Source organism: Sphingobium sp. (assembly GCF_036170395.1).
Lineage (GTDB): Bacteria > Pseudomonadota > Alphaproteobacteria > Sphingomonadales > Sphingomonadaceae > Sphingobium.
In genome coordinates, this window is sequence record NZ_JAVHPD010000047.1 from 22,401 (window position 1) to 43,376 (window position 20,976).

Below are 20,976 nucleotides of genomic sequence, written 5' to 3' on the forward strand. Positions count from 1 at the left end.
GGACTAGGGGAGGGGCCATGAACCGGCGGCATTTCCTTGGTATATTGGGCGGCGGCGTTGCCGGCATCGCGCTGTGGCAGATGTTGCCCGGCGCGGCGGAAGCCGCCTATCCCTATGCCCTGACCGACGAGCAATGGCGCAAGAAGCTCAGCCCCTGGGCCTATAAGGTGCTGCGCCAGCAAGCCACCGAATATCCCGGCAGCAGCCCGCTCAACAAGGAGCATCGCAAGGGCGTCTTCGCCTGCGCCGGCTGCGACCAGCAATTGTTCAGTTCGGCGACCAAGTTCGACAGCGGCACCGGCTGGCCGAGCTTCTGGCGGCCGCTGCCCAAGGCGGTGGGTACGAGCCGCGACTTCGACCTGGGCTATGCGCGCACCGAAGTCCATTGCGCGCGCTGCGGCGGGCATCTGGGCCATGTGTTCGACGACGGGCCGAAGCCCACCGGGCTGCGCTACTGCATGAACGGCGTCGCGATGCGCTTCATTCCGGCCTGATGCGGTAGAGGCGCAGCGGCCCGGCGCCGGGCAGCGGCTCCAGCCAGGCGGGCACGCGCCCTTTCGCCAGCATCGCCGCAAGGCCGTTGGGATAGGCGCGGCGGTAGGCCGCCACTTCCGAGAGGCTGTCGCAGCCGAGCAGATAAGCGGCGCTCGTGCGCATGATGACGCTGCGCGCCCGCTCCGGCGGTTGCACGAAGCCATCGATCACGGCGGTGATGCCCGCCGCATTGCGATGATGCGCGGTGGCGATCACGCGGTGCCGGGTCTGGACGAGAATGTCGGGGCCAAGGTCGATGGGCGCGAACAGCGTCGTCGGCGGCAGGCGGCGGAGCAGCGCGAAACTTTCCGGCGTCTTGCAGCCAAGGCCGGCGGGTTTCGCCGGCTCGGACTTGGCCGCCACCGCGATCCAGGCGCCGCACAGGCCCGCCGGCGTCAGCAGCACCAGCGCCACCGATCCCAGCACCCGCACCGGCATGGACAAGCTGGCCTGCACCCGCCGGAACAAGGCCAGGATCGCCCAGCCAAGGGCGGGCAGCGCGAAAACATGCGCCAAGGACAGCGCGCGCATGACGAGGCACGCCACGCCCGTCGCGCCCGCGATCAGCAGCGCCAGCGCCAGCCAGCGCATCCGCGCCTCGCCCTGCGCGCGCCGGCCGGCGGCGATCGAGGCGATAAGGCCGGCGAGCGGCGGCAGCAGGATCACGCCCCACATCGACGCGCTCTGCTCCCAGATCGGCCGGCCCTCCATCACCTGAAGATACCAGAGGCGATAGGCGGTCGGCCCCAAAGCCGCGAAGGGATCGCCGGTCAGGCATGGTCCGCCGGTCAGCGCGAAGACCAGCACCGCCGCCCCGCCGCCGATCGCCGCGATGGCGAAGCGGTCGGCGCCCGAAGCGGTCCCCCGCCAGCGCGCCGCCACCAGCGTCGCTCCGGCAAAGGCGGCGAGCGGCCAGGCATAGACTGCCGAAAGGGCGTCGCAATAGGATGTGATCGCCGCGCCCGGTCCACGCAGCGCCACCAGCATCGGCAGCGCCGTGCCGCCCAGCGCGCCGGCAAAACCGATGAAGCGCGCCGCCTGATCCTGCGCGATCCAGTGGCGCAGCCCAAACACCGCGCCGAACAGCGCGGCATAGGGCAAAGCCTCGCTCGAAATCTGGAGCCATGTCGCGATCGCCAGGCCCGCAACGATCCCGCCGCGCCGCGCCCGCGCATCCATCGCGCCAGCCAGGGCCAGCGTCGCCAGCACTATCTGCCAGCCATGATGGTCGATCCGCAGCGGCGTGAACTGGACGAGGATGCTGGGGCCGGTCAGCAGCAGCGCGACGGCGATCAGCGCGACCATCGCCCCCGCCATCCGCCGCGCCGCGACGAACACAGCGGCGACCAGCCCGCCCAGCAGCAGCAGCGGCACGGCAAGACAGGCGACCAGCTCCGCCGCGCCCGCGCCCAGTATCGGCCGCAGCACCAGGATAAGGGCGGTGACGGGCATGTCGACGATCCGGCTCCAGTGCATCGGGCCGCCGACGGGCGGGTTCACCCGATGCTGGCTGACGTCCCAGAAGGATTGCCCGCCGATCCAGTCGCGTATCTGCGCCAGACGCATCGCATCGTCGGGATCGCGAAAGCTCAATCCCGCATAATTGGCGCGGAACAGCCAGAGCATGACGACAGCGCAAGCCAGCCACGCCAGCAGCGCCCAGAGCGCGGCCCGGCGCAACTCAGGCGCGCGCCGCTCCCGCGACATCGGCGTCAGGCGGCCTTCAGCCGCGACGGCACGGCGCGCACGCTGCCGAGCGCGGCCTGCGCGTCGGCCTCGGTCGCGCCGATCTGCCCTTCGTCGCCCGCCTCATGATATTCGGCGTCCTCGTTGACTTGCCACACATCATGGACCCGCGCGCCCGCGACGATATTGCGGACGGTCAGCATCGCCGTCATCATCGCATGATCCTGATTATTGTAGCGGTGCATCCCGTTGCGCCCGACCATGTGGAGCGTGGGATAGCGCGCCTCCAACTCGCCGCGCATCGCCTGCACGTTCGCCGCATAGGCATCGTCATAGACCGGATAGGCTTTTTCCTGCCGCACCACCGCGCCGCCGACGACCGCGTCGGGGCTGCACAGGCCAAGCTGCGCCATTTCCTTTGTCGCCAGCGCGATCAGGTCCGCGTCGGACGACGACCAGAGCCCGTCGCCCTCAAAGCAGAAATATTCAAGGCCGACGCAGGCGAGCGAAGGATCGGGCACCATTTCGGGCGACCAGCTGCGGAAATTCTGGATGCGGCCGACCTGCACGCGCGGATCGTGGATATAGATCCAGTTGTCGGGAAAGATGTCGTCGCCCTTGACCATCAAAGCGACCGTCAGGAAATCGCGATATTTAAGGTCCATCGCCTGCGGCAATGTATCGGGCAGCGGATGGATGCGCCCCGCCAGCTCGCGCATCGGCGCGGAGGAAATGACATGGCCCGCCTCGATGACGGTCTCGCCGTCCGGTCCCTGCGCGATCAGCCGCCAGCGCTCGCCGCCCGGCACCTGCTCCAGCCGCTTGAAGCTGTGCGCCATCAGCACGCGGTTGCCGCCCGCCACCACATGATCGCGCGCCGCCTCCCACATCATGCCGGGGCCGAGGCGCGGATAGCGGAACGTCTCCAGCAAGGTCTTGGTCGCCATGCCGTCATTGGGCCGCTTGTTGAGGCCCAGGCTGCGCTTCAACCCGTCGGTCACCGCGCCCCACAGCGACAGCCCCTTGATCCGCTGCGCCGCCCAGTCGGCCGACATTTCGTCGCACGGCATCCCCCAGACCTTTTCGGTATAGGTCTTGAAGAAGATCGAGAAGAGCTTGTGGCCGAAGGCGTTGACGGTCCAGTCCTGGAAGGAACGGACGTTGCGGTTGGGGAAGAGCCGCGCCTTGGCGAAGCTCGCCATGCACAGCGTCGAGCGCCAGACGCCGAGGTTCCACAGCGCCTCGAACGCGCGCAGCGGATAGCTGTAATATTTGCCCTCATAATAGATGCGGCTCATGCGCGGGCGCTGGATGAAATCGTCTGGGAGAATCTCGTTCCAGAGATCGACCACCTGACTGGATTTCGAGAAGAAGCGGTGCCCGCCAATGTCGAAGCGAAAGCCGTTCAACTCCACCGTCCGGCTGATGCCGCCGACATAGGTGGCGTCCTTCTCGATCACCGTCACGCTATAGCCCTGCTTGGTCAGCAGATAGGCGGCGGTGAGGCCGGCGGGGCCTGCGCCGATGATGGCGACGTCCACGCTATGTTCGCTACGCGACATGACAGGCATTTCCCCCGGATGGTCCTTCGTCAGGGCCTGAAGTGAAGGAAATCCTCTAAGGACTGGTTAACGGCCGGTAAGCACGATGCGGGCGGCGGATAAAGGCAAGGCGATGATGTGCTTTGCAAACCTGGTGTCGTGTGCCGAGCAGGGCATCCTCCCCTTACAGGGGAGGATTTTCCTTCTGGGTCTTTAAAGGACATAATCGCCAAAGGCAAAGGGCCGCCCCGACTCGCATCGGAACGGCCCCCTGCAGTCCCCTTCGTGAGGGGAAGGCGGGATAGGGGTCAGCCCTGGCGCTGGGCCAGGCTGTTGAGGTCGCTGCGCGCGCCCTCGATCGCGCTGCCGTAGCAGGTGCGATAATCGTCGGTCACGGGCAGCACCGACCCGTTCACATAGCCGCACACCTGCTTGGACGCGCGGATCAGGCGATAGTCGGCGCGGCGCAGGCCGCTGGCGCTGTTGAGATTGAGGTCGTGCACGGGAACGGCGATCGAGCGGGTCTCCGCGCCGTTACGGCCATCCACGATCACGTCCATGCTGTTGCTGCCAGCGCTGGCCATGCCGGGCAGCGCGAGCGTAAGCGAGGCGGCGAGCACCGCCAGCGTCGTCTTGCTCATCCTGTTTCTCCTGTCGAACGGGTCTTATACTTGGTCCGCCCCACGTCTGACGTGGATGTAGGGTCGCCGCTCTAAATAATCGCACAGGGTGAGCAAGAAAAGAGGCCACTTCAGAAAAAGTGGCGGATTCGCGTTATTTTGCGGGTGCGAAGGGATCAGCGCCGCAAGGGCGGTTGCGGAATTCTGGGCGAAAGATCGCTGATGACCTTTTCCGCATTGAATGTCGCCGATGTCGGGAAGCCCTCGGTTCCGGCATTGCCGAAACGAATGGCCGTCGATGTAATACGGGTGCGGTTTTGGGGCACGACAAAGCCGTTAACCCCACGCGCGCTGGCGATAAGCGCGGCATGGAGCAGGACCGCTTCGCCCGAAGACAATCCCCACAAATTCGGCTCGACGCTGATAAACTCGAAATCGGTCACGTCCTTGGGCAGCTTTCGTACCAGATAACGCGGCTTGTTGCCGATCTTCCAGACCGATCCCGATGCGCGGTTGTAGTCGGATTGCCGCACGCTATTTGCGACCTTTGCATAATAATTCTTCATAAGATCAGGGTTTTGCAACAGCTTGAGGTTGCCGCGCATCGCTTCGTCTCGATAAACTTGGCGCGATCGTGTCCAAAGGCCGGTGCGTTCGGCTGCCGGCAATCCCGCCTGAAGTCGTCCGAACATGTCTGCGACCACCGGTGGCGGCACAGCTAGCCATCGTGTCCGCCCCGCAAAGGCGGTCCGTGCTTCGGCCCATCTGCCCTGCGCCGCCTGTGTCCCGAGTTCGTGGAAGGCCAGCAATTCCTCAATATTGGCGACGCTTGATGCGTCCGACCGCGCGCCCCCTTCCGCGACATAGGCGTCCAGCCCTTGGCGGGCCTTTGCTGCCATGGCAGCAGCTTGTGGATCGCCGGCCATCATCAGATACAGCGCGACCAGTGCATCGGTGAAAAACGGCTTTGCCTTGGGTGCAAATCCCTGAACGAGCTTCAGCCGGTCGCTTTCATCCTTCGCCGCCGCAGCATAGTCACCGATCCAGGCGTTGAGTTCCGCGCGCAGCGAAAGATGTTGCGGGCACATGCGCACGAGCTGATCGAGATAGGCCTTTTTCTCGGGGCTGATCGTGGGAGTCAGCTGGACATAGGCGGGAACCCGATATTGGGCGACCAGATCATAGGGCGCGAAGGCAGCCGACCGCAGCGCGGCGGCTTCTGCTTCGGCGGGACGGTCGAGCCGCACGAGAACCACGGCTTCCAGGAAAGCGGCGGACGATCCCAACCCCGCGTTGAACGCCCAGTCCTGCACGCCGATCGGGGCGAGCGTGGACAATGCGCGCGCGCTTTCGAGCGCCGCGTTCAGATCTTCCGCCTCGATCAGGTGGATGGTTCGCGCCAGTAGCAGTTGCGCGCGGCGTTCTTCATTGCTCTCCTGCGCAATCGCGAGGTTGCAAGCATCGGCACCGGCGCGCCCGGTCAGCCGCTTTTCGACATTGCCGTCGTCCTTGGTGAAGACGTCCCCGGCAAGGCCCGCCGTCACGCTGATCGCCAGCAACTGGCCCAGCAATTCCCCCGCGCCGGCATGGCCTTTGCGCCCGTCGCACTGGATGAAGGGCGACGGAGTTTCGGCCGCCGTGGGCGCTGGCTTGGGCGCTTCGGCCGCAACAGCCATGGATTCGAGCAGCATCGCGCCGCTGAGCAGCACGCCAGAAAAATTTCGCATGATAGCCCCCAGGTCGAACAGGGCCGCCTTCCCCGAGGCGGAGCCCGGCCGGTTCAATGCCTGAAGTGGCGCATCCCTGTAAAGACCATCGCCAGCCCCGCCTCGTCCGCCGCCGCGATCACCTCGTCGTCGCGGATCGATCCGCCCGGCTGGATCACCGCCGTCGCGCCCGCGTCCACCGCCGCCAGCAGGCCGTCGGCGAAGGGGAAGAAGGCGTCGGAAGCGACCGCCGATCCGATCGTGCGCGGCTGCGCCCAGCCCGCCTTGTCCGCCGCGTCCTTCGCCTTCCATGCGGCGATGCGCGCGGATTCGAGCCGGTTCATCTGCCCCGCGCCGATACCGGCGGTGCTGCCGTCTTTCGCATAAACGATGGCGTTCGACTTCACATGCTTGGCGACGGTCCAGGCGAACAGACAGTCCTTCAGCTCCTGCTCGGTCGGTTCGCGCTTGGTGACGACCTTCAATTGCTCGCGCGTCACCTGGCCATTGTCGCGGCTTTGCACCAGCATACCGCCGGCGATGCTCTTGATCTGAAGGCCGGGGCGCGCCGGATCGGGCAGGGCGCCGGTCAGCAGCAGGCGCAGATTCTTCTTCTTCGCGAAGATCGCCTTGGCGTCCTCATCCGCATCGGGCGCGGCGACGACTTCGGTGAAGATGCCGCTGATCGCTTCCGCCGTGGGGCCGTCGAGCGGCCGGTTGACCGCGATGATGCCGCCGAAGGCCGATACGCTGTCGCAGGCGAGCGCGGCCTCATAGGCTTCGATCAGCGTCTCGCCGGTGGCGACGCCGCAGGGATTGGCGTGCTTCACGATCACCACGGTCGGCGGCCCGTCGCGAAATTCGCTCACCAGCTCCAGCGCGGCGTCCGCGTCGTTATAATTATTGTAGCTGAGTTCCTTGCCCTGCACCTGCCGCGCCTGCGCGATGCCGTTGGCCGAAGGACCGACCGGCAGATAAAGCGCGGCCGACTGGTGCGGATTCTCGCCATAGCGCAGCGTCGCGCCCAGCGTGCTCGAAACCGCCAGCGTTTCGGGGAACATCACGCCCTGATCGGCGAAGGCGAACCAGCTCGCGATCATCGAATCATAGGCCGCCGTCGCCGCATAGGCTTTCGCCGCCAGCATCCGGCGGAAATCATAGCTGGTCGCGCCTGCCTTCTCGTCCATCTCCGCGATCAGCCGGGCATAGTCGGCCGGGTCGGTGACAATGGCGACGCTCTCATGATTCTTCGCGGCGGAGCGGACCATCGACGGACCGCCGATATCGATATTCTCGATGATCTCCCCGCGCCCCGCACCCTTCGCCACCGTCTGCGCGAAGGGGTATAGGTTGACGACCACCAGATCGATCGCGCCAATCTCATGCGCCTCCATCGAGGCGACATGCGCCGGGTTGTTCCGCACCGCGAGCAGCCCGCCATGCACCTTGGGATGCAGCGTCTTGACGCGGCCGTCCATCATTTCAGGAAAGCCGGTGAGGTCGGAAATATCCTTTACGGTGAGGCCCGCCTCGCGCAGCGCCTTGGCCGTGCCGCCGGTCGACACCAGCTCGACGCCATGACGCCCAAGCGCCTGCCCCAGCTCGATCAGCCCCGCCTTGTCGGACACGGACAGGAGGGCGCGCTTGATGGGGACATCGGTCATTTACAGGGACTTTCTACTGGCGGAACGGCGTTGCGCGGTCCCTTAGTGCCATTTTGCGGCAGAGGGAACAGCGCAGGCGCATCGCATCACTGCCCCGGCACCGTCCCAGTGCGCAGGCAGGGCAGCAGATGCGCGACATAGTCGCCCTTGCCAAGCGCCACGCCTTCCTTCCGCAGGATCGCGTAGGCGGCCATGAGGTGGAAATAAAATTGCGCCAGCGTCCAGTCGCGCGCGTAGCCGAGCGCGCTCAGGTCGAAGATCATGCCGTTGGGCAGGTCATGCGCCAGCGGCGCGTCGGCTTCCCGGTCGAGCGCATCGGGCGAGAGCGCATCCAGCATCGCGATCGTCTCGGCGATGCGCGCCTGCGCTTGGCCCAGCGTGCCCGGCCGCTCGCCCGCAGCGCGCCCTTCGTCCAGCATTGTCTGCACGATCGGCGGGAAGGGCATGTCGCGCAACCGATGCACCCCCTCCCACGCCTGCACGCAGGCGAAGCGTATCTGCGTCGCCAGCGGATACATGTCGGGCGCGATCCGCGCCGACAGCAGCGCGTCGGCATCGGGCAAGCCTCCCGCCTTGTCGAGCCAGGCCGACAGGCTGCCGAGCATCTGGCGATAGGTGGGGACGAGCAGGCTGGTCAGCGACATGGAACGGGTCTCCTCAAACAAGTCCTGCCGCCTATAGCCGGCTTTCGCCCCTGCACCATGCCAATCCGGTGTCGCATTAACCATCGCCCGGAACCCCATCTTCATATCCGCCTGCCATATAGGCCACGGGGAACACGGGATTATTCCATGATGAAGACTGCTGGATCGACCATCGTCGCCGCTTGGCTCGCCATCGCGCCCGCTCAGGCGCAATATGTCTATCATTTCGCCGCGCCCGAAAGCCCGGTGGTCAGCACGCAGCGCTTCGTTCTGCCCGCCGGCACCCCGCTGCGGCTGCGCACCACGACGCAGATTTCGTCCAAGGATAATCTGCCGGGCGACCGCATCCATCTGGAGGTCGCGGAGCCGGTCTATTTTCGCGATCAGGTCGTCATCCCGGCCGGCGCGCCGGTGATCGCCGAAGTCACCTCGACGCAGCGCAACGGCCATTTCGGCAAGAAGGGCAAGATCGCGCTCCGCTTGGTCGAAGCGATGACCCCGCACGGCCCGGTGCGCCTCACCGGCGCTAGCTACGACGAGGGGAAAAGCGGCACGGTTGCCTCAATCGGCACGATGTTGTTCGTGACCTCGCTCGGCTTCCTGATCCACGGCACCAGCGCCTATATCCCGGCCGGAACCCTGGTCGACGGACAGCTCAACGGCGATCTGCGCTTCCGCTACGCCCCGGCCCTGGCCGCGACACCCGCTTATGGCGGCGCGGAGCAGGCCGCGCCCGTCGCCAGCGGCCTCGGCCGCTAAACGCTCACCCCATCCGCTTGAAGATCCAGCCGATGCTGGAGCCGCCGGGCAGCGCCTCGCCGGTGACAACGAGCTGGCGGGTGGGGTGGGGGCGGCCTTCGTGGTCGACCCAGAGGCTTTCCTCGACGCTGAGCACGCCCGCGCCGGTGCGGAACTGCCAGAGCGCGCCCAGTTCGATCCGCAGCAGCGCGCCCTGGCTGTCGGCCGTCAATGTCGGCTCGACGCCGGGCGCGAGATGGAAGCGTAGCTGCACCGGCTGCTTCGATGGCTTGCGGCGGCGCTCGGCGGGGGTCAGCATATCCTCGCCGCGTATCTCCTTGCCATCGCCACTCACCAGCAGCAGGCGGCGGTGAACATAACCCATGCGGCGGACATAGCCGTCATGGGCCAGCTCCAGCCGGCTGCCCTGGTCCAGCTCCTGCCGGTTCAGCTCCACTTCGGTCACGCCCTTGCCCAGCGTGCCGTCGGGCAGCAGGGCGGTCGAATTGCTGTCGTTGAGGACCAGCGTGCTATGCGCCGCCGTGGTGCGCAGTCCCTGCGCCAGATCACGGGGAATCCATGCCCCCTCCAGCGCCGCGCCGCCGCAATTGACGATGAGGCGCAGCGGCCCGTCGCTGATCTCGATCGCCCCGGTCGAGGCGCAGCCCGCCTCGGCGAGCCGCGCGACCGGCGGCGGAGCGGCGTCCACCTGCACCACGGTCGATCCCGCGGCGACCCGCTGATAGCCCCAGTCGCGCGCCTGGCGCAGCGGACGGGCGCGCACCCGGCTCGCCTGCACCACCGCCTGTACCGCCTGCGGCGCCGTCGCCCCCGCGCCCTGCCAGCTGCCAAGGCCGCCGTCGCCATGGGCCAGGCCGAGCAGCGCCGGCACCGCGCGCCCCAGCGCATCGGTGAGGCAGGCGGGCGGCGTTTCGCGACGCACGTCATAGACCGACTGGAGCATGGCGAGCAGCATCACCGCCTCCATCTGCGCCAGCGGCGATCGCGACACGATCCCGCCATCGCCATGGAAGCCGCTGTCGATCGCCCGTTTCAGCCCCGCTTCGCCGAAGACCTTGCGCGCCGCGCCGCCGGGGATCAGCAAAGACGCCGCGACGATGCCGCACCAGGCGACAAGGCGCGGCAGGCCGATCGGCGCCTTGTCGGCGCTGCGGTCGAGATGCCGGGCGGTGCGCGCGATGCAGGTCAGCACCAGCGATCGATAGACGAGGTCGCTCGAAGACAGGATCAACGGCGCGTGCGCGGTCCAGAACAGCAGCCGCCAGCCGGCATTGTCCGCGCGCCAGGCGGGTTCGCTCGGCGTTGCTGCATGGGTCTCCAGCCATTTGCGCATCACCGTTTCGGCGATCGGCGCGCCCTGCTCGCGCGTCGCGCTGCTGGCGAGGTCGCGCAGCCAGCGGAAGCCGTGCAGATAATCGCTGAACGCCGGACCGACGCCGGGCCGCGCGAAATCCAGCGTCTCGATCGGCAGCTTCTGCCCCCGAAACAGGAAATAGCCCGCGCGCATCGCCGCCCCAGCGCGGCTGTCGCCCGGAATGTCGTCGTCGGGCACGGCGAGCAGCTTCAGCGGATATTTGCCCTTGAGCTTGCGGCCGTGGATCGGCGTCTTCCAGCTCAGCAGGTAGAATTGGTTGGCGATCTTCTGGGTAAGCGACAGCCCCTTGTCATCCGCGACGCGGATGAGCCGCTTGCCCTGCTCGATGCCGTCCTCGCCCTCGTCGGGTGCTGGGTGTGGGCTCTTGCGGGGGGAGATGCGCCGATGGTCGTTCACCCGCCCCGCAGCTTCCTGATATTGTCGGCATAGGCGGACGGCCCGCCCCGGAAGGTCGCGGTGCCCGCGACCAGCACGTCCGCGCCCGCGGCGATCGCCTTGGGCGCGGTCACAAGGTCGATGCCGCCATCGACCTGAAGCCTTATGTCGCGCCCCGACTTGGCGATCATCTTGGCGCAAGCCTCGATCTTGCGCAGCTGGTTCTCGATGAAGCTCTGCCCGCCGAATCCCGGATTGACGCTCATGATGAGGATGAGGTCGATATCGTCGATCAGATAGTCGAGCATCTTCGCCGGGGTGCCGGGGTTGAGCACGACGCCCGCCTTCACCCCCAGCGACTTGATATGCTGGACGGTGCGGTGGATGTGGGGTCCGGCCTCCGGGTGGACGGTAATGATGTCCGCGCCGGCGCTCGCGAAGGCGTCAAGATACTGGTCCACCGGGGAGATCATGAGATGAACGTCGAAGGGCTTCTTCGTATGCGGGCGCAGCGCCTTCACCACCATCGGGCCTATGGTGATATTGGGCACGAAATGCCCGTCCATCACATCGATATGCACCCAGTCGCAGCCGGCCTCGTCGATCGCGCGCACCTCCTCGCCCAGGCGGGCGAAATCGGCGGACAGGATGGAGGGCGAAATCAGGATGGAACCGGTCATTAACCGTTCGCCTTAGTGCCCGGCGCAGCGCAGGGCAACGGGGATTTGCGGGCGCGGCGGGATTGTTCGGGCGGCCCCCGCCAAGCCCTTTCAAAGCATGACGAAAATGCCGGGATCAAGGCCATGGGAGGGCTTGGCTCCGGCCGGGAGCAGTTGCTTGACGCCGTGCAGGCCGATCACCGCGCCCTTGCCGTCCAGGATCGGCGCGCCGATCAGCCGCATCGCGCACCGCCCCGCGCCATCGGCCTGGTTGATGTCCACATCGATGGTGAAGCCGCGCTTGTGCCGGATCGCATAGGCGCGCAGCCGCTCCATCGGCTCGCGGGATTCAGGCGCGTAGAGCGAGAGCGCCAGCGGGCGGGGCACGTCGCAGTCGCGCTCCAGCCCGAATATGTCATAGACCCCGGCGGTCCAGCGCAGCCGGTCGTCGGCCAGATCGCAATGCCACAGCCCCAGTCCGCGCTCGGCGAGCGCGGCGTCGCTGCGCGCGACCGCATTGTCCAGCATCACCGGCGCGAGATGGGCGCGCAGCTCGTAAAGCGGCCAGCTATGATGAAGGGGCAATGGCTCGATCGGACGCATGGCGGACCTGCGAAGGGTTGACTGGGGACCATAGGGGAACCGAGGTTAAACTTCAGTTGTCCTTTCGGGCAATCCGCGCGATGAAAAATCCGTCGGTCCCGCCCTCACCCGCGAGCGTGTCCGGCAGGGTGCGGAGCCAGCCCTGCGGCGTCGGGACGATGCCGGCGGGCAGCGCGCTGGCTTCCGCCGGGACCAGCGCGAAGCCGGGGCGGTCGCTCAGGAAGCGCGCAATCTGCGCCTCGCCTTCCTCGGGCTCCAGCGAGCAGGTCGCGTAGATGAGCGTCCCACCGGGCTTCAGCCAGTCGGCGGCGCGGGAGAGCAGCGCGCCTTGCAAGTCCGCCAGCTCGGCGATCTGGCGCGGGCCGATGCGGTGTAGCACGTCGGGGTGGCGGCGATAGATGCCGGTCGCCGAACAGGGCGCGTCGAGCAGGATCGCATCGACCGGCGCTGGCGGCGACCAGTCGCGCAGGTCCGCCTGCACGATATCGGCGGCAAGCCCGGTGCGCGCCAGATTCTCGGTCAGCCGCTCCAGCCTCTTCTTCGACTGGTCCACCGCCGTCACCGTCCAGCCGGCGGCGGCGAGCTGCATCGTCTTGCCCCCCGGCGCGGCGCAGAGATCGAGCACGCTCCGCCCTTCGCCCGCGCCCAGCAGCCGCGCCGCGCAGGCGGCGGCGATATCCTGCACCCACCAGGCCCCTTCGGCAAAGCCGGGCAGGTCGGGGATCGATGCGCCGTCCGGGAGCCTGACATGGCCGGGCGCGAAGGACACGCCGCCGGTCGCTTCCGCCCACTTGGTTGTCTCACCTGCATCGCGCAGGCTGATGTCCACCGGCGGGCGGACGGCATAGGCGCGCGCGGCCGCCGCCGGCATCGCTTCGCCCCATGCGGCGGTCCAGCGCGCCGCCACGTCGGCCGGCAGCGTCGGCGGATCGGGCAGCGCGGGCGCGCCGCGCGTCACCGTGCCGAACACGCCATGGACCAGCTTGCGCGGCCCGCCATCGACCAGCGGCAGCGCGGTGGCGATCGCCGCGTGGGCCGGCGTGTCGAGCTTCAGCGTCTGAGCGAGTGCTATCCGCAGCACCATCCGCGCCTTGGCGTCGGGTGGCAGCGGCTTCTGCGTCGCCCCGTCGATCAGCGCATCGAGATCGGGCAGGTGGCGCAGCACTTCCGCCGCGATCGCATGGGTCAGCGCCCGGTCCTCGCGGGGCAGACCCTGCGCCGCGCCATGCAGCGCCAGCTCCAGCGGCTCGCCCCGGCGCAGCACTGCGTCGAGCAGCCTCAGCGCCGCGCGGCGGGCGGGGAGGCCGGGAACATCGTCGGGGCGGGGGGCAGGGCGGCGGCGCGGGGAGGGGGGCATGGCGCGGCCCTACGCCTTTTGGCGCGGTGGCGGAAGCCCGTCCCCCTTGCGCGCGCCGGCCGAGGCCTTCATCAGGGGCGTCATCCTTGGGGAGAGGCCATGCTGCGCGCGCTCTATTTCTGGTTGAGGGGGTTGGCGCGATTGCCGGGGGATTATGGCCGGCGCGGATCTCTCGCGGCGACGGTTCGCCATGATCTGTTGTTGCCGGCATCGCTGCGGCGCGCGGATCGGGCGCGCAACGAAGCGCTGATCCGGGGCCGTTGCGCCACCGTGCCGCTGCCGGGGAATGACGCGCTCTGCTGGTGCCTGGGGCGCTATCGCATGTTCGTGGCGACCGACGATATCGGCTTTTCCACCTTCATGATGATGGACGGCTATTGGGAATTGCCGATGACCGAAGCGGTCGTCGCCGCGCTGCGGCCGGGGATGCACGTCGTCGATTGCGGCGCGAATCTCGGCTATTACAGCCTGCTGGCGGCCGACCTGATCGGCGAGAGCGGGCGGCTCCACGCCTTCGAGCCCAATCCTGACGTGGCGCGCCGGCTGCGCCAGTCGATCAGCGTCAACGGCTTTGCCGGCCGCACGACCGTGCATGAAATCGCGCTGGCCGACGCGCCGGGCGCCGCCGCCTTCACCGTGCCTATGGGCGAGCCCAAGAACGGCCATGTCGGCGCGGTGGGCAGCCACGCAGCGGAGGGGGGCGACGGCCTGCGCCGGTTCGACGTCAGGGTCGATAGGCTCGACGCGATACTGGGCGACGCGCCGGTCGATCTCATCAAGATCGACGTTGAGGGGGCGGAAGAGCGGCTCTGGGACGGGATGCGGGGGATTTTGGCGCGGGGGGCGCCGCTCACCATCTTCCTCGAATTCACCCCCGACCGCTACGCCGATCCCGCCGCCTTCCTCAACCGCATCGCCGCCGCCGGTTTCGCGCTGGCGCGGATCACCGAAAGGGACGGCGTCGTAGCGACCAGCCGCGCCGAGATACTCGCCGCACCCGGCAATCGCGACCAGATGCTGGTGCTGATCCGGTGAGCATCAGCGCCCGTTGGGGTCGAGCGCGCTGCGGCGGCGGGGCGGGGCGCTGAAAGGCGACGGGGCGGACGCGCTCGCCGGCCTAGCGAGAAGCGGCCCACCCATCTCCGCCGCGATGTCCTGCAACGCCGCGATCCGCTTCTCGGTCGCGGGGTGGGTGGAAAACAGTTCGCTCACATGCGTCGGCACGATGTAGAGCTGCGCCGCGGCCGGGTTGCGCTCGGCGACCGGATTGGGGATCATCTGCGCCCGGCCCGAAATCTTCGCCAGCGCGGACGCCAGCGCCTGCGGGTTGCCGCTGATCTCCGCCCCGGCGCGATCCGCGCCATATTCGCGCGTCCGGCTGATCGCCATCTGCACGATCATCGCGGCAAACGGCGCGACGATCACCGCCAGCAGGCTGGCGACGATATTGCCATGCCCATTCTCATGGTCGCCGCCGCGAAAGAACAGCCCGAAATTCGCCAGCATCGAAATCGCGCCCGCGATCGTCGCCACCATCGTCATGATGAGCGTGTCGCGGTTCTTCACATGGCCCAGCTCATGCGCCATCACGCCGGCCACTTCCTCGCGGCTCAGCATCGACAGCAGGCCGGTGGTCGCGGCCACGGCGGCGTTTTCCGGGTTTCGGCCGGTGGCGAAGGCGTTGGGCGCGTCCTGGTCGATCACATAGACGCGCGGCATCGGCAGCTGCGCGCGCTGCGCCAGTTCCCGCACCAGATTGTAGAAATCGGGCGCGCTCTGCGCGTCCACCTCCCGCGCGCCATGCATCGACAGCACGATCCGGTCGGCGTTCCAGAAGGTGAAGAGGTTCATGCCCGCCGCCACCAGCAGCGCGATGATCGCCCCGCCGCTGCCACCCAGCGTATAGCCCAGCGCCATGAACAGCGCCGTCAGCGCCGCCAGCAGCATGGTCGTCTTCATCCCGTTCACTTGCAATGCACTCCTTGTCGGCCCAGATAGCCACCATGGCATGAATATGGGGTTGACGGTCCCCGCGCGCAAATAGGGAAAGGCGGCGAGCATGGGAGTTTTCAACGGCAAGCGTCCCGCGCATGTGAAGCCGCCCGCGCACCTCTCCAAAAGCCCGCCTGTGCCGGAGCCCGATCCTGTGGACGCCCCCTCGCGCCATACCGAGGAACTTAGCCCGGTCCGCTACGGCGATTGGGAGCGCAAGGGAATCGCGATAGATTTCTGACGGTTGGGCGAACGGCTCGTCGCCCATTTCGCACGTTCCCCGCTGGCCCGTGCCGCTCGCGCGGGGAGCCTTGCCGCTCGCCTCTGGCCTTTTCGCGCGTCCGCCGTGCAGGCTTTGCGTCCAAAGGGAGTGACAAGAGCGTGGGCGTGCAACTGGTTTCGGACATGAGCGGGAAGAGAGTGGCGGATTATGCGCCGGAGGATGCGGCGCTGCTGTGCGCGGTGGGGCGGCTGGTCTGCGCCTGGACGATGCTGGAGCAGAGCCTGGAAGCGAAGATCGCCCATCTGCGCGAAGCGATGGGCGACGTGCGCACCATCGGCGCGCGCACGCGCCCCAGCATGGCGAAGCTGATGACCGAGCTGCGCACCATGGTCGCGATGCGCGACCGCCGCAACGCCAGCGCCTTGACCGAGATTTCGGATATCGAGCGCGACATGCAGCGGATCGACCGCTTTCGCGCGCTCATCGTCCAGGGCTTCCACCAGCCCGAACCCGGCGGCTTCACCTGCCGCGACGCGCGCAACAATATCCAGCATGTCGCGTTGGAGCAGCTCGAAGGCGAGATCGCCGCGCTGGAAATCGTCGCCAATCGCCTGCTTGCGGTCTGACCGACGCAGACTTGACCTTTTTCGTTGGCAAGGCGATCCAAAGGCGGCTCGCGTCCGCGAACAAGGGGATAGCATCTTGAACAAGCCCATCCGTAAAGCCGTGTTTCCCGTGGCGGGGCTCGGCACCCGCTTCCTGCCGGCGACGAAGGCGGTGCCCAAGGAATTGCTGCCGGTGGTCGATCGCCCGCTGATCCAATATGCGGTGGACGAGGCGCGCGAGGCGGGGATCGAGCAGATGATCTTCGTCACCGGGCGCGGCAAGGGCGCGATCGAGGATTATTTCGACATCGCCTATGAGGCCGAAGCCACCCAGCGCGAGCGCGGCAAGGACTTGTCGGCGCTGGAGGGCACCCGGCTCGCGCCCGGCAACGCCGTGTTCCTGCGCCAGCAGGAGCCGCTGGGCCTGGGCCACGCCATCTGGTGCGCGCGCGACATCGTCGGCGACGAACCCTTCGCGATCCTGCTGCCCGACGAATTCATGAAGGGCGCGCCGGGACGGGGGTGTCTCAAGCAGATGGTCGACGCCTATGAGAAGGTCGGCGGCAACCTCGTCTGCGCGCTCGAAATCCCGATCGAACAGACGCCGAGCTATGGCGTGATTGATCCCGGCGCGCGCGACGGCGCGCTGACGGAAGTCAAGGGCCTGGTCGAAAAGCCCGCGCTCGGCACCGCCCCCTCCAACCTCATCCTGCCCGGCCGCTACATCCTCCAGCCTGAAGTCATGAAGATATTGGAGACGCAGGAAAAGGGCGCTGGCGGCGAGATCCAGCTGACCGACGCGATGGCCGCGCTGATCGGCCGGCAGCCCTTCCACGGCGTCACCTTCGACGGCCGCCGCTTCGATTGCGGATCGAAGGCCGGCTATATCGAGGCGAACCTGGCCCTGGCGCTGGAGCGCGCGGATTTGAGCGACCATATCCGCGCCTTCGCAACCGAGGAACTGGCGCGCTAAAAATCATCCTCCCCTGCAAGGGGAGGTGGCAGTCACGTAGTGACTGACGGAGGGGTGTCACCGTCTCGATAGGGCGACACCCCCGTCACGCGCTTCGCGCGCGACACCTCCCCTTGCAGGGGAGGATTTCAGCACCCCTCAAAACGGCACTTCGTCGTCCAGGTCATTGTCGAAATTCGGCCCGCCGGCGCGACCGCCGCCATAATTGCCGCTGCCGCCCTGCGACCGGCCGCCGCCGCCTTGACCGCCGCCATAGCCGCCGCCCGACCCGCCGCCCTGCGAACCACCGCCAAAATCATCATAGTCGCCGCCGCCGAAGCCACTGGACCCGCCGCTCCAGTCGGACACGCCCTGGCCGCGCCCGCCACCGCCGCCGCCCGGCGCGCTGTCCAGCATCGTCAGCACGGCCCCTGGGCCTTGCACCATCACTTCGGTCGAATAGCGGTCATTGCCGTTATTGTCCTGCCATTTGCGGGTGCGCAACTGGCCCTCGATATAGATTTTCGAGCCCTTGCGCAGGAAGCGTTCGGCCACGCCTACAAGGCCCTCGCCGCCGATGACGACGCTGTGCCATTCGGTGCGCTCCTTGCGCTCGCCGGTGTTGCGGTCCTTCCAGTTTTCGGACGTGGCGATGCGCAGATTGCAGATCTTGCCGCCATTCTGGAAGCTCTTGACCTCCGGGTCCGCGCCCAGATTGCCGACCAATATGACCTTGTTGACCGAGCCTGCCATGATTCCTCCGATAGATTGATCGGCCCTTATAGTCCGGCTGCTTTACACGTCCAGAAATGAAGGTGGTCAAAGTCCCGCTGCGGTCGCGGTCCAGTAAGTGATGCCGGCGGCGGCATAGGCGAGGACGAAGAGATAGCCTACCATGAACAGCGGCCATCGCCATCCGTTCGTCTCCCGCCGGGTGACGGCGATGGTCGAGATGCATTGCGGCGCGAAGATGAACCAGGCGAGGAAGGCGAGCGCGGTCGGCAGCGGCCACTGGCTCTTGAGCCGGTCCCCCAGGCTCTGTTCCAGCGCCGCCTCGTCATCGCCCGCGTCGATCGAATAGACGGTGGCGAGCGCCGACACCGCCACCTCGCGCGCCGCCATCGCCGGGATCAGCGCCAGCGAAATGTCGCGGTTGAAGCCGACCGGCTCCAGCACGACCTGGAGGCCGCTGGCGATCCGCCCCGCGATCGAATGATCGACCTGGCTCGTCGGATCGCCATCGGGAACGCGCGGGAAGCTCAGCAAGAGCCACAGGATCACGGTCGAGGCGAAGATGATCGTGCCGGCGCGCTTGAGGAAGATAACCGCCCGCTGCCACAGGCCGAGCGCGATGTCCTGCGGCCGGGGCCACTGATATTTGGGCATTTCCATCAGGAAACCGCCGCTCGCCCCCTTGGTCACGGTCATCCGCAGCACCAGCGCCACCAGCATCGCGCCCACGATCCCCGCGACATAGAGGCAGAAGAGGACCAGGCCCTGTAAGCCGACGCCATAGCCCACATCGCGCGCCGGGATGAACGCGCCGATGATGACCGCATAGACCGGCAGCCGCGCCGAACAGGTCATCAGCGGCGCAATCAGGATCGTCGTCAGCCGGTCCTTTGGGTCGGCGATGGTGCGCGTCGCCATGATCCCCGGCACGGCGCAGGCGAAGGAGGAGAGCAAGGGGATGAAGGCCCGCCCCGACAGGCCGACCCGCGCCATCAGCCCATCCATCAGGAAGGCGGCGCGGACCATATAGCCGGTCGCCTCCAGCATCAGGATGAAGAAGAAGAGGATCAGGATCTGCGGCAGGAACACGACCACAGATCCGACCCCGTTGATGACGCCATCGATCAGGAAGGAGCGGAGGATGCCGTCGGGCAGCGTGTCGCGCACGGCGGTCGCGGCGGCTTCGGCCAGCCCCTCGATGAAGGCGATCGGCGCTTCGGACCAGGCATAGACCGCCTGGAACATGACGAACAGCAGCGCCAGCAACAGGACGAGGCCGGCGACGGGATGCAGCGCCACCCGGTCCACCGCGGCGGTCAGCCGCCGCGAGGGCGTTTCCCGCACGATCGCGGCGCGGGCGATACGCCGCGCCTCCGCGCGGTTCGCGTCGAAATCGCGCGGCTCGCCCGACGGATAGGCGCGCGGCGCGCCGTTCAGCAGGCTCTCCAATGCCTCGCGCAGATGGTCGAGCCCGCGCTTGCGCACTGCGACGGTCGAGACCACCGGCACGCCGAGTTCGCGCGAAAGCACGGCGGCGTCCAGCTCTAGCCCGTCGCGCGTCGCGAGATCGACCATGTTGAGCGCCACCACGGTCGGCAGCCCCAGCGCGATCAGCTCCAGCGCGAAGCGGAGGTGATTGTCGAGATTGGCGGCGTCGACCACGATCACCAGCGCGTCGGGCCGCCGCTCGCCCGCCTGCCGGCCCATCACCACGTCGCGCGTCACCTGCTCGTCGGGGCTGCCGGGGGACAGGCTGTAGGTGCCCGGCAGGTCGACCAGCTCGATCGGCCGCCCGTCGGACAGCGCCAGCCGCCCGGCCTTCCGCTCCACCGTGACGCCGGGATAATTGCCCAGCTTCTGCCGCGCGCCGGTCAGCGCGTTGAACAGCGCGCTCTTGCCGGCATTGGGGTTGCCGACCAGCGCCACCAAAGGCAGCGCGCTCATGCTTGCTCGTCCGCCTCTGTCACGGGGCCGGTGCGCACGATGACAGCGGCGGCATGGGCGCGCCGCATCGCGATGGTCATGCGGCCGATGCGGCAGGCGACTGGCCCCTTGCCCCACAAGCCGCCCCTGTGCAGCGCCTCGACGCTCGCCCCTTCGCACAGGCCGAACTCCCTCAGCCGCTGGCCTTCGCTGGCAGACAACAGGGTCCAGTCGATCAGGTCGACATAGGCGGGCTGGCGCAGGGGCAGGTCGGTGAGGCGCACGGGATCGGGTTACTCGCAGGGCGGTTTCTGCGAGTGACTATCAATGTCGATAACAAATGGCTAGCGCGAATCTCAGACGGCGGGATAGCGCAGCCGGCCGATGAAGCGCGAGAGGCTCAGCCGCTCGCCGCCGCTCGCGCCCTTGACCTGCGCCTTGAGCTTCTCGAACCGCATGACATCCTCGATCCGCCGGGCGAGGAAGGCGCGCGTGTCGGCCAGTCCCTCGCTCTCGTCGTTGAGAAAGACGAGCAGGGTGGAGGCATAGACCGCCGAAAGCGTCAGCCGCTTGCTGTAATGCGCGAAGTCGGTCGCGGTGTCGCCCGCCGCGCGCCACATGGCGTCGGCCGCGCGCCAGCCGAGCTTGGCCGCGCGCGGGGCGTTGGTGGGCAGCGCCAGGATCGACCAGGCGCGGCGCAGCGCCTCGCGATCGCGCGCGATCACGTCGATCCGCGCTTCGACCAACGCGGTGATGCGGCGGCGGATCGACAGGACGGCGAGCTTTTCAGGCGGCAGCGCCGCCAGCATGGCGGTGTCGACATGCGCGAACCAGGCGTCGATCATATCCATCGCGCCGCCGGCGAAGGCCAGCGCGGCAATGTCGGGATCGACGCCCTTCTCCCGCGCCGCCATCGCCACCGCCTGGGGCCGCCACCCGTCGAAGGCGGCATGGCGCGGCAGGATGGGGGCCAGCAGGGCGCGGACTTCGTCCAGCGTCAGGTCGCTTGTCTCGGTCATGGTTGCC

21 protein-coding genes are annotated in these 20,976 nt (G+C 67.7%); 6 read left to right on the forward strand and 15 right to left on the reverse strand.

The features are described 5' to 3' along the window. Positions 1–17 precede the first annotated feature (17 nt). A complete protein-coding gene (gene msrB / locus V2B31_RS12400) occupies positions 18–494 on the forward strand; it encodes a peptide-methionine (R)-S-oxide reductase MsrB (RefSeq protein ID WP_328278934.1) in 477 nt (158 codons plus the stop codon). On the opposite strand, the gene V2B31_RS12405 is transcribed toward msrB, so the two are convergent. The 6 genes from V2B31_RS12405 to V2B31_RS12430 form a co-directional block, all read right to left on the reverse strand. Further along, the gene (locus tag V2B31_RS12405) at positions 481–2,241 is read right to left on the reverse strand and encodes a hypothetical protein (RefSeq protein ID WP_328278936.1); all 1,761 of its coding nucleotides are present in this window, start codon (positions 2,239–2,241) and stop codon (positions 481–483) included. The two genes, msrB and V2B31_RS12405, sit on opposite strands and share 14 nt — an antisense overlap. 5 nt (positions 2,242–2,246) lie before the next feature. Continuing rightward, positions 2,247–3,782, reverse strand: a complete 1,536-nt coding sequence (locus V2B31_RS12410; protein WP_328278938.1) for an NAD(P)/FAD-dependent oxidoreductase — start codon at positions 3,780–3,782, stop codon at positions 2,247–2,249. Positions 3,783–4,069: 287 nt separating this feature from the next. After that, positions 4,070–4,402 carry a UrcA family protein gene (locus V2B31_RS12415; protein WP_328278940.1) on the reverse strand — a complete coding sequence of 111 codons (333 nt, stop codon included), beginning with the start codon at positions 4,400–4,402 and terminating at the stop codon, positions 4,070–4,072. Between the two features lie 155 nt (positions 4,403–4,557). Next, positions 4,558–6,108 (reverse strand): hypothetical protein, encoded by a 1,551-nt coding sequence (locus V2B31_RS12420; RefSeq protein ID WP_328278942.1) that lies wholly within the window; start codon positions 6,106–6,108, stop codon positions 4,558–4,560. Positions 6,109–6,161: 53 nt separating this feature from the next. Continuing rightward, positions 6,162–7,751: a bifunctional phosphoribosylaminoimidazolecarboxamide formyltransferase/IMP cyclohydrolase gene (purH, locus tag V2B31_RS12425; protein WP_328278944.1), complete on the reverse strand. Its 1,590-nt coding sequence runs from the start codon at positions 7,749–7,751 to the stop codon at positions 6,162–6,164. An 86-nt stretch (positions 7,752–7,837) separates the two neighbouring features. Beyond that, complete coding sequence (locus tag V2B31_RS12430) at positions 7,838–8,395, reverse strand: DUF1993 domain-containing protein (RefSeq protein WP_328278946.1); 558 nt, start codon at positions 8,393–8,395, stop codon at positions 7,838–7,840. Positions 8,396–8,542: 147 nt separating this feature from the next. Between V2B31_RS12430 and V2B31_RS12435 the strand changes: the two genes are divergently transcribed. After that, positions 8,543–9,154 carry a hypothetical protein gene (locus V2B31_RS12435; RefSeq protein ID WP_328278948.1) on the forward strand — a complete coding sequence of 204 codons (612 nt, stop codon included), beginning with the start codon at positions 8,543–8,545 and terminating at the stop codon, positions 9,152–9,154. A 4-nt stretch (positions 9,155–9,158) separates the two neighbouring features. Here V2B31_RS12435 and V2B31_RS12440 read toward each other — a convergent pair whose 3' ends face one another. From V2B31_RS12440 to V2B31_RS12455, 4 genes are all read right to left on the reverse strand, one after another. Further along, the gene (locus V2B31_RS12440) at positions 9,159–10,925 is read right to left on the reverse strand and encodes a heparinase II/III family protein (protein WP_328278950.1); all 1,767 of its coding nucleotides are present in this window, start codon (positions 10,923–10,925) and stop codon (positions 9,159–9,161) included. Then, on the reverse strand, positions 10,922–11,584 hold the full coding sequence (gene rpe / locus V2B31_RS12445; protein WP_328278952.1) for a ribulose-phosphate 3-epimerase: 663 nt from the start codon (positions 11,582–11,584) through the stop codon (positions 10,922–10,924). The genes V2B31_RS12440 and rpe overlap by 4 nt, the downstream gene beginning before the upstream one ends. A gap of 90 nt (positions 11,585–11,674) precedes the next feature. Next, positions 11,675–12,166, reverse strand: a complete 492-nt coding sequence (locus V2B31_RS12450) for a diguanylate cyclase (RefSeq protein WP_328278954.1) — start codon at positions 12,164–12,166, stop codon at positions 11,675–11,677. Positions 12,167–12,218: 52 nt separating this feature from the next. After that, entirely contained in the window at positions 12,219–13,523 is a 1,305-nt protein-coding gene (locus tag V2B31_RS12455) for an RsmB/NOP family class I SAM-dependent RNA methyltransferase (RefSeq protein ID WP_328278956.1), read from the reverse strand. 99 nt (positions 13,524–13,622) lie between these two features. Here V2B31_RS12455 and V2B31_RS12460 point away from each other — a divergent pair, with 99 nt between their 5' ends. Beyond that, positions 13,623–14,558 carry an FkbM family methyltransferase gene (locus tag V2B31_RS12460; protein ID WP_328278958.1) on the forward strand — a complete coding sequence of 312 codons (936 nt, stop codon included), beginning with the start codon at positions 13,623–13,625 and terminating at the stop codon, positions 14,556–14,558. Between the two features lie 3 nt (positions 14,559–14,561). On the opposite strand, the gene htpX is transcribed toward V2B31_RS12460, so the two are convergent. After that, entirely contained in the window at positions 14,562–15,491 is a 930-nt protein-coding gene (gene htpX, locus V2B31_RS12465) for a zinc metalloprotease HtpX (protein WP_328278960.1), read from the reverse strand. A 91-nt stretch (positions 15,492–15,582) separates the two neighbouring features. On the opposite strand from htpX, the gene V2B31_RS12470 reads away from it, so the two are divergent. The 3 genes from V2B31_RS12470 to V2B31_RS12480 all read left to right on the forward strand — a co-directional run bounded on the left by V2B31_RS12470 (position 15,583) and on the right by V2B31_RS12480 (position 17,316). Next, positions 15,583–15,756 carry a DUF1674 domain-containing protein gene (locus tag V2B31_RS12470; protein WP_328278962.1) on the forward strand — a complete coding sequence of 58 codons (174 nt, stop codon included), beginning with the start codon at positions 15,583–15,585 and terminating at the stop codon, positions 15,754–15,756. Between the two features lie 164 nt (positions 15,757–15,920). Continuing rightward, a complete protein-coding gene (locus V2B31_RS12475) occupies positions 15,921–16,364 on the forward strand; it encodes a hypothetical protein (RefSeq protein ID WP_328278964.1) in 444 nt (147 codons plus the stop codon). A gap of 73 nt (positions 16,365–16,437) precedes the next feature. Then, positions 16,438–17,316, forward strand: coding sequence for a UTP--glucose-1-phosphate uridylyltransferase (locus V2B31_RS12480; protein WP_328279260.1), 879 nt, complete (start codon positions 16,438–16,440; stop codon positions 17,314–17,316). 138 nt (positions 17,317–17,454) lie between these two features. On the opposite strand, the gene ssb is transcribed toward V2B31_RS12480, so the two are convergent. The 4 genes from ssb to V2B31_RS12500 form a co-directional block, all read right to left on the reverse strand. Further along, complete coding sequence (gene ssb, locus V2B31_RS12485) at positions 17,455–18,048, reverse strand: single-stranded DNA-binding protein (RefSeq protein WP_328278966.1); 594 nt, start codon at positions 18,046–18,048, stop codon at positions 17,455–17,457. Positions 18,049–18,114: 66 nt separating this feature from the next. Beyond that, complete coding sequence (gene feoB / locus V2B31_RS12490) at positions 18,115–19,971, reverse strand: ferrous iron transporter B (protein WP_328278969.1); 1,857 nt, start codon at positions 19,969–19,971, stop codon at positions 18,115–18,117. Next, the gene (locus V2B31_RS12495; RefSeq protein ID WP_328278971.1) at positions 19,968–20,234 is read right to left on the reverse strand and encodes a FeoA family protein; all 267 of its coding nucleotides are present in this window, start codon (positions 20,232–20,234) and stop codon (positions 19,968–19,970) included. Before V2B31_RS12495 ends, feoB begins: the two co-directional genes overlap by 4 nt. Before the next feature lie 72 nt (positions 20,235–20,306). Further along, a complete protein-coding gene (locus V2B31_RS12500; RefSeq protein WP_328278973.1) occupies positions 20,307–20,969 on the reverse strand; it encodes a COQ9 family protein in 663 nt (220 codons plus the stop codon). Between the last annotated feature and the right edge of the window lie 7 nt (positions 20,970–20,976).

What these genes read in the sequence shown, in the direction of transcription:
- msrB (WP_328278934.1), top strand. Translation starts at nt 18, where the DNA reads ATGAACCGGCGGCATTTCCTTGGTATATTGGGCGGCGGCGTTGCCGGC.
- V2B31_RS12405 (WP_328278936.1), bottom strand. Translation starts at nt 2,241, where the DNA reads ATGTCGCGGGAGCGGCGCGCGCCTGAGTTGCGCCGGGCCGCGCTCTGG.
- V2B31_RS12410 (WP_328278938.1), bottom strand. Translation starts at nt 3,782, where the DNA reads ATGTCGCGTAGCGAACATAGCGTGGACGTCGCCATCATCGGCGCAGGC.
- V2B31_RS12415 (WP_328278940.1), bottom strand. Translation starts at nt 4,402, where the DNA reads ATGAGCAAGACGACGCTGGCGGTGCTCGCCGCCTCGCTTACGCTCGCG.
- V2B31_RS12420 (WP_328278942.1), bottom strand. Translation starts at nt 6,108, where the DNA reads ATGCGAAATTTTTCTGGCGTGCTGCTCAGCGGCGCGATGCTGCTCGAA.
- purH (WP_328278944.1), bottom strand. Translation starts at nt 7,751, where the DNA reads ATGACCGATGTCCCCATCAAGCGCGCCCTCCTGTCCGTGTCCGACAAG.
- V2B31_RS12430 (WP_328278946.1), bottom strand. Translation starts at nt 8,395, where the DNA reads ATGTCGCTGACCAGCCTGCTCGTCCCCACCTATCGCCAGATGCTCGGC.
- V2B31_RS12435 (WP_328278948.1), top strand. Translation starts at nt 8,543, where the DNA reads ATGATGAAGACTGCTGGATCGACCATCGTCGCCGCTTGGCTCGCCATC.
- rpe (WP_328278952.1), bottom strand. Translation starts at nt 11,584, where the DNA reads ATGACCGGTTCCATCCTGATTTCGCCCTCCATCCTGTCCGCCGATTTC.
- V2B31_RS12450 (WP_328278954.1), bottom strand. Translation starts at nt 12,166, where the DNA reads ATGCGTCCGATCGAGCCATTGCCCCTTCATCATAGCTGGCCGCTTTAC.
- V2B31_RS12455 (WP_328278956.1), bottom strand. Translation starts at nt 13,523, where the DNA reads ATGCCCCCCTCCCCGCGCCGCCGCCCTGCCCCCCGCCCCGACGATGTT.
- V2B31_RS12460 (WP_328278958.1), top strand. Translation starts at nt 13,623, where the DNA reads ATGCTGCGCGCGCTCTATTTCTGGTTGAGGGGGTTGGCGCGATTGCCG.
- V2B31_RS12470 (WP_328278962.1), top strand. Translation starts at nt 15,583, where the DNA reads ATGGGAGTTTTCAACGGCAAGCGTCCCGCGCATGTGAAGCCGCCCGCG.
- V2B31_RS12475 (WP_328278964.1), top strand. Translation starts at nt 15,921, where the DNA reads ATGAGCGGGAAGAGAGTGGCGGATTATGCGCCGGAGGATGCGGCGCTG.
- ssb (WP_328278966.1), bottom strand. Translation starts at nt 18,048, where the DNA reads ATGGCAGGCTCGGTCAACAAGGTCATATTGGTCGGCAATCTGGGCGCG.
- feoB (WP_328278969.1), bottom strand. Translation starts at nt 19,971, where the DNA reads ATGAGCGCGCTGCCTTTGGTGGCGCTGGTCGGCAACCCCAATGCCGGC.
- V2B31_RS12500 (WP_328278973.1), bottom strand. Translation starts at nt 20,969, where the DNA reads ATGACCGAGACAAGCGACCTGACGCTGGACGAAGTCCGCGCCCTGCTG.